This window comes from Kitasatospora sp. NPDC059088, assembly GCF_042738155.1.
Lineage (GTDB): Bacteria > Actinomycetota > Actinomycetes > Streptomycetales > Streptomycetaceae > Kitasatospora.
The window spans coordinates 1-5,999 of the sequence record NZ_JBHYGR010000243.1 but is presented as its reverse complement, the minus strand read 5'-3'; the positions used below and the strand labels follow the sequence as shown (position 1 = coordinate 5,999).

5 protein-coding genes are annotated in these 5,999 nt (G+C 71.6%); 4 read left to right on the top strand and 1 reads right to left on the bottom strand.

Annotated elements, in window-relative coordinates; genetic code table 11:
• Nucleotides 1–89 precede the first annotated feature (89 nt).
• The gene (locus ACFWXO_RS44550; RefSeq protein WP_375884982.1) at nucleotides 90–740 is read right to left on the bottom strand and encodes a TetR/AcrR family transcriptional regulator; all 651 of its coding nucleotides are present in this window, start codon (nucleotides 738–740) and stop codon (nucleotides 90–92) included.
• A gap of 129 nt (nucleotides 741–869) precedes the next feature.
• On the opposite strand from ACFWXO_RS44550, the gene ACFWXO_RS44545 reads away from it, so the two are divergent.
• The 4 genes from ACFWXO_RS44545 (at nucleotide 870) to ACFWXO_RS44530 (ending at nucleotide 5,857) form a co-directional block, all read left to right on the top strand.
• Nucleotides 870–2,033 carry an acyl-CoA dehydrogenase family protein gene (locus ACFWXO_RS44545; protein ID WP_375885302.1) on the top strand — a complete coding sequence of 388 codons (1,164 nt, stop codon included), beginning with the start codon at nucleotides 870–872 and terminating at the stop codon, nucleotides 2,031–2,033.
• Nucleotides 2,034–2,109: 76 nt separating this feature from the next.
• Complete coding sequence (locus ACFWXO_RS44540) at nucleotides 2,110–3,309, top strand: thiolase family protein (protein WP_380532782.1); 1,200 nt, start codon at nucleotides 2,110–2,112, stop codon at nucleotides 3,307–3,309.
• A gap of 97 nt (nucleotides 3,310–3,406) precedes the next feature.
• On the top strand, nucleotides 3,407–4,165 hold the full coding sequence (gene fabG / locus ACFWXO_RS44535; RefSeq protein WP_380407496.1) for a 3-oxoacyl-ACP reductase FabG: 759 nt from the start codon (nucleotides 3,407–3,409) through the stop codon (nucleotides 4,163–4,165).
• A gap of 285 nt (nucleotides 4,166–4,450) precedes the next feature.
• Nucleotides 4,451–5,857, top strand: coding sequence for a S8 family serine peptidase (locus ACFWXO_RS44530; RefSeq protein WP_375884975.1), 1,407 nt, complete (start codon nucleotides 4,451–4,453; stop codon nucleotides 5,855–5,857).
• Nucleotides 5,858–5,999: the final 142 nt, after the last annotated feature.

The following is a 5,999-nucleotide window of genomic DNA, read 5'->3' as shown; positions in this document are numbered from 1 at the left end:
GCCGCTCGTGATCCGACAACACCAGCTCGGCCAGCCTCGGCCCAGGACGTCCCATGCACTGACCAACGACGGATCAAGGACTCAGGACACTAGGAGGGCGCCCGTACGGCCAGGCGCTCGAAGCGCAGCACGAGCCCGTCCAGCAGCGCCTCCAGGCCGGTCTCGAAGGCGCCCTCGTCGACCGACCCCCGGTGCCCCGCGAGCCGGTGGGCCTCGCCGAGGTGCGGGTAGTCGGCCGCGTCGTACACCTCGGCGTCCGCCGGGAAGCCGGCCGCGAAGGAGGCCAGCGCGGAGCCGGTGACGAAGTAGCGCATCAGCGCGCCGATCCGGGTGGCCTGGCCGCGCGGCCACCCGGATCCGACCAGGTGGCCGAACACGGCGTCGGCCAGCCGCAGCGCGTTGGGCCGCCGCCCCGGCCCCTGGGCGAGCACCGGGACGATGTTGGGGTGGGCGGCCAGCGCGGCGCGGTAGGAGCGGGCCCAGGCGCGCAGCGCCTCCGGCCAGGGGGTGGCCCGGTCGTCGAACATCGACAGGTCGACCTCGCCGATCACGCTGTCCACCACCGCGTCCAGCAGGTCGTCCTTGGTGGCGAAGTGGTTGTAGAGCGAGGGCCCGCTGACCGACAGCCCGGCCGCGAGGCGGCGGGTGGAGAGCGCCTCCAGACCCTCGTCGTCGATCAGCCGCAGGGCGGCCGTGACGATGCGCTCACGGCTGAGCAGCGGGGTGCGCGGGCGAGCCATCGGGTCGCTACCTCCGGTCGGGTGGGGTGGGGACCGATTCTGGCAGGTGCCCCTTCCCAGCGCGGGCGGGTGGGGTCTACAGTCCACACGTAAAACTTGCAGCGCTAGTTTAACGAGGTGGGCACCGTCGTGAACCTGGAGTTGTCCGAGGAGCAGGCCGCCGTCCGCGAGCTGGCCGCCTCGTTCACCGACCGCGAGATCGTGCCGTACGCCGCCGAGTGGGACCGCGCCGAACAGGTGGACCGCGCGATCATCGGCAAGCTCGGGAAGGTCGGCTTCCTCGGCCTGACCATCCCCGAGGAGTACGGCGGCAGCGGCGGCGACCACCTCGCCTACTGCCTGGTCCTGGAGGAGCTCGGGCGCGGCGACTCGGCCGTGCGCGGGATCGTCTCGGTCTCGCTCGGCCTGGTCGGCAAGTCGATCAACGCCTTCGGCACCGAGGAGCAGAAGCGGCACTGGCTGCCCCGGCTCACCTCGGGCGAGGCCCTGGCCTGCTTCGCCCTCACCGAACCCGGCACCGGATCGGACGCCGCCCACCTCACCACCCGGGCCGTGCGCGACGGCGACCACTGGCTGATCAGCGGCGCCAAGACCTTCATCACCAACGGCACCTGGGCCGACGTCGCCCTGGTCTTCGCCCGCACCGGCGGCGACCACCCCGAGCAGCAGGGCCACCGGGGCATCACCGCCTTCCTCGTCCCCACCGGCCTGCCCGGCTTCGGCCGCACCGAGATCCACGGCAAGCTCGGCCTGCGCGGCCAGGCCACGGCCGGACTCGACCTGGACGGCGTCCGGGTGCCCGACAGCGCCCGGCTCGGCGAGGTCGGCAAGGGCTTCACGGTCGCGATGGCGGCCCTGGCCAAGGGCCGGATGTCGGTCGCGGCCGGCTGCGTCGGCATCGCCCGGGCCTGCCTGGAGGCCGCCGTCCGCTACGCGGGCGAGCGCGAGCAGTTCGGCAAGCCGATCGCCGCGCACCAGCTCGTCCAGGAACTGCTGGCCGGCATCGCGGTCGACGTCGAGGCGGCCAGGCTGCTCACCTGGAAGGTCGCCGACCACATCGACCGCGGCCTCCCGTTCGCCACCGAGTCCTCCGTCGCCAAGCTCTTCGCGAGCGAGGCCGCCGTCCGGGCCGCCAACAACGCGCTCCAGGTGTTCGGCGGCTACGGCTTCATCGACGAGTACCCGGTCGGCAAGTACCTGCGCGACGCGCGGGTGATGACCCTCTACGAGGGCACCAGCCAGATCCACCAACTGCTCATCGGACGCGCCCTGACCGGCGTCAACGCCTTCTGACCGGCCACCGCGTTCCGCCCCACCACTCTCCGACCCGCCACTCCGCGACCCGCCACCCCTCGACAAGGAGCACGACGTGCGACCCGTCTACTTCGCCGCAGCCCGCCGCACACCCATCGGCCGGCTGCGCGGAGCGCTCGCCACGGTCCGTCCGGACGACCTCTCGGCCACCGTGCTGCGCGCCCTGCTCGCCGACGTACCCGCCCTCGACCCGGCCCGGATCGACGACGTCTACTGGGGCGCCGCCAACCAGGCCGGCGAGGACAACCGCAACGCCGCCCGGATGGCCGTCCTGCTGGCCGGCCTGCCGGAGACCGTCCCCGGCGCCACCGTCAACCGGCTCTGCGCCTCCGGCCTGGAGGCCGTCACCCTCGCCGCCCGGGCGATCGGCTCCGGCGAGGCCGACGTGGTGCTGGCGGGCGGCTGCGAGTCGATGACCCGCGCGCCGTTCATCCTGCCGCGCCCCGACGAGGCGCTGCCGCACCGGATCGAGACCTACGACACCCGGCTCGGCTGGCGGCTCACCAACCCCCGGATGGCCGAACTGCACGGCGTGCTCAGCATGGGCGAGACCGCCGAGGAGGTGGCCGGCCGGTACGGCATCGGGCGCGAGCGCCAGGACGCCTTCGCGCTGCGCAGCCACCAGCGGGCCGCCGCCGCCCGCAAGGACGGGCACTTCGACGCCGAGCTGATCCCGGTCGAGCGCCCCGACGGGGTGACGGTGAGCCAGGACGAGGGCATCCGCGAGGACACCAGCCTCGACAAGCTCGCCCGCCTCAAGCCGGCCTTCCGCCCGGGCGGCACCGTCACGGCCGGGAACGCCTCACCGATGAACGACGGCGCGGCCGGGCTCGTCCTGGTCAGCGAGGAGGCGCTGCGCGACCTCGGACTGCAGCCGCTCGGCCGGTACGTGGCCGGGGCCTCGGCCGGGGTGCACCCCGACGTGATGGGCATCGGCCCGGTGCCCGCCACCGCCAAGGTGCTCGGCCGGGCCGGATGGGACCTCGCCGACCTGGACACCGCCGAGCTGAACGAGGCCTTCGCCGCCCAGGCACTGGCCTCCGCCGACGGCATCGGGTTCGATCCGGAGCGGGCCGACGAGGTGGTCAACCCCAGCGGCGGGGCGATCGCCCTCGGCCACCCGCTGGGCGGCTCCGGCGCCCGCATCCTCACCACCCTGCTGCACCGCATGCGCCGCACCGGCGCCCGGCGCGGCCTGGCCACGATGTGCGTGGGCGTGGGGCAGGGTACGGCCGTGCTGGTCGAGAACGCCTGAGACGGGTCGGGACAGGTTGAGCGGGGTTTCGAGTGAGCGGGGTTCGAGTGAGCGGGGTTCGAGTGAGCGGGAGCATCCAGTGAGCGGAGGAACGGACATGGCACGGTTCGCGGGGAAGGTCGCCGTGGTGACCGGCGCGGCGCAGGGCATCGGCGCGGCCACCGCCCGTCGGCTGGCGGAGGAGGGCGCGACCGTCGCGGTGGTCGACCTGACCGCCGAGCGGGCGGCCGGGACGGTCGCCGAGATCACCGCCAAGGGCGGCACCGCCCGGGCCTACGGCTGCGACGTGGCCGACTACGACGCCGTCGACGAGGTCTTCGCCCGGGTCGCCGAGGAGCTCGGCGGACTGCACATCCTGGTCAACAACGCCGGGATCACCCGGGACAACCTGTTCTTCAAGATGCCCAAAGCCGACTGGGACACCGTCCTGACGGTCAACCTGACCAGCGCGTACAACTGCAGCCACGTGGCGCAGAAGTACATGGTCGCGCAGAAGTACGGGAAGATCGTCTCGCTCAGCTCGCGCTCCGCGCTCGGCAACCGGGGCCAGGCCAACTACGCGGCCGCCAAGGCCGGGATCCAGGGGCTCACCGCGACCCTGGCGATCGAGCTGGGCCCGTTCAACATCAACGTCAACGCCGTCGCCCCCGGCTACATCGCCACCCCGATGACGGCCGCCACCGCCGAGCGGGTCGGCGCCACCGCCGAGGACCACCAGACCGAGGTGGCCTCCCGCACGCCGCTGCGGCGGGTCGGGCAGCCGGAGGAGGTCGCCTCGGTGGTGGCCTTCCTGGCGAGCGAGGAGGCCTCGTACGTGAGCGGGCAGACACTGTACGTCAACGGTGGGGCCCGGTAGCTCCGGCCGGGGCGGCTCTCCCGCACCCGTGAGCGAAGTGGGTGGGTGCTGGGTGGATACGGTTGACATTCAGTGAATATTGCTGACGCGCCCTCACATGGCCGTCCCAGGTGCACGGTTACTTTTCCCTGGGACGGCCTTTACCCTTTCGCGTGGCCGATCATGACCATGTGCCTGGTCAATCGACCCCACCAAATGACTATGGCATGATCATGCGGCACTCGATGGGATGTCCGAACCGACCCGACCGGACCTGGTCGGGCCCTCTGCGTCCCAAGGAGTCCCATGGGCAGCCCCGCCTCCCTCCGCCGTGCCCTGGCTCTGCTCGCCGTGGGGGCCACCGCCCTCACCGCCGGCACCGTCGCCGTTCCGGCCGTCGGCGCCGCGACCGCCGCCCCCGCGCACGACCTCTCGGGCGTCCACGTCCGCCCGGCCTCCTTCGGCCACCACCTCGCCACCACCCGCCCGGCGCCGCTGAGCACCACCCAGTGCGTCAGCCAGATCGGCATCCACTGCTACTCGCCGGTCCAGTACCAGGCGGCCTACAACCTGGCCCCGCTGTACAAGGACGGCATCACCGGCAAGGGCCGGACCATCGTCATCGTCGACTCCTTCGGCTCGCCGACCATCCAGCACGACCTGGAGGTCTTCGACAAGCAGTGGGGCATCAAGGACACCCAGGTCGAGGTGCGGAAGTGGGGCAACGTCCCCGTCTTCGACCCGAAGAACCCCGACCACACCGGCTGGGCCGGCGAGACCACCCTGGACGTCGAGTACGCACACGCGATGGCCCCCGACGCCCACATCGTCCTGGTCGAGACCGGCGTCGCCGAGACCGAGGGCACCACCGGCCTGCCCGAGATGATGGACGCCGAGAAGGACCTGATCAAGAAGGGCGTCGGCGACGTCATCTCGCAGAGCTTCGGCGCCACCGAGAACACCTTCCCGGGCTACGACAAGGGCGACTTCAAGTCGCTGACCGACCTGCGCTACGCCTTCAAGGCCGCCGCCGACCGCAACGTCACGGTGCTCGCCGCCTCCGGCGACAACGGCGCCACCGACTCGCAGACCAACGGCACCGACCTGTACCCGTTCAAGGTCAACTCCTGGCCGTCCTCGGACCCGCTGGTCACCTCCATCGGCGGCACCCAGCTGACCCTGGACGACAACGGCAAGCGCACCGCGGCCGACAAGGTGTGGCACGACAAGTCCGGCGCCGGCGGCGGCGGCGTGTCCGGCATCTTCTCCCGCCCGTGGTACCAGGCCGGCGTCTCCGACGTCACCGGCAACCACCGCGGCACCCCGGACATCAGCATGAGCGCCGCCGTCGACGGCGCCGCCTGGACCTACGAGTCCTACGACCCGACCGCGGTCGGCTGGCACCTCACCGGCGGCACCAGCGAGGCCACCCCGCTGTTCTCGGGCATCGTCGCGCTGGCCGACCAGCTCGCCGGCCACCGCCTCGGCCAGCTCAACCCGAGCCTGTACGGCCTGAGCCTGCTGCCGAGCAAGTGGAGCGGCATCGTCGACGTCAAGGACGGCGACAACGGCTGGGGCGGCGTCACCGGCTACAACGCCGTCGAGGGCTACGACCTCGCGAGCGGCCTCGGCACCATCGACGGAGCCAAGTTCGTCCACGCGATCGCGGGCGACGTGCAGTTCGACGACAACAGCCAGGGCAACGAGCAGTAAGCGGTGAGGCAGTAAGCAGTCGGTCAGGACGCGGAGCCTGACAGCTGACAAGTAACAGCGAACGGATAACAGATTTAAAAATCGGTTTTCCGTTCGCTGGTTTGTGTTATATGTTTAAGTTATTGTTTTGTCTTTTAGGTTG

Excerpts from the sequence above, each read along its gene's own strand:
- fabG (WP_380407496.1), top strand. The coding sequence starts at position 3,407 with ATGGCACGGTTCGCGGGGAAGGTCGCCGTGGTGACCGGCGCGGCGCAG.
- ACFWXO_RS44550 (WP_375884982.1), bottom strand. The coding sequence starts at position 740 with ATGGCTCGCCCGCGCACCCCGCTGCTCAGCCGTGAGCGCATCGTCACG.
- ACFWXO_RS44530 (WP_375884975.1), top strand. The coding sequence starts at position 4,451 with ATGGGCAGCCCCGCCTCCCTCCGCCGTGCCCTGGCTCTGCTCGCCGTG.